Raw genomic sequence first — 524 nt, 5'->3', positions numbered from 1 at the left:
GAGGCCCCGGTGGCCGCCGCCGCGCACGGTGCCCCGGCGGTCGGCGGCGAGAGCGCGCTGACGCCCGCCCAGGGCGCGGGTCCGGCGGTCGACTGGCCGAACCGCTCCTACGCCGATCCGGCGGGCGGTCCGGCGATCACCCTGCGGGACGGCCACTCGGCGGCGGGCACGGGGCCGCAGGTCGTGCTCAGCGCGGTGCTCCCGGCCCGGTACAAGGGCGCACCGGCCGCGTTGGTCGTACTGCGGCGCTCGGAGGGCTCGGTGCCGGTCGACCTGGTGCAGCTGTTCGCCTTCAACGGGGACGCCCCGGTCGCCCTGACCTCGCGTTCCTCGGCGGCGGACCCGCAGGCGACGGCCGCCTGGCGGCTGGAGAACGGCGCGCTGGTCCGGGAGGAGCGGGTCGCCCAGACCGGGGCCGCCACCTCCACCCGCTACACGCTCCGCGCGGACGGCACCCTGGAGGAGTCCTGGCCCGGCTCCCCCACCATGACTCCCCCCGCCACCACCCCACCCCCCGCCGCCGC

It is taken from the genome of Kitasatospora putterlickiae, from assembly GCF_039527695.1.
Lineage (GTDB): Bacteria > Actinomycetota > Actinomycetes > Streptomycetales > Streptomycetaceae > Kitasatospora > Kitasatospora putterlickiae.
Note: the sequence above shows the minus strand (reverse complement) of the source record.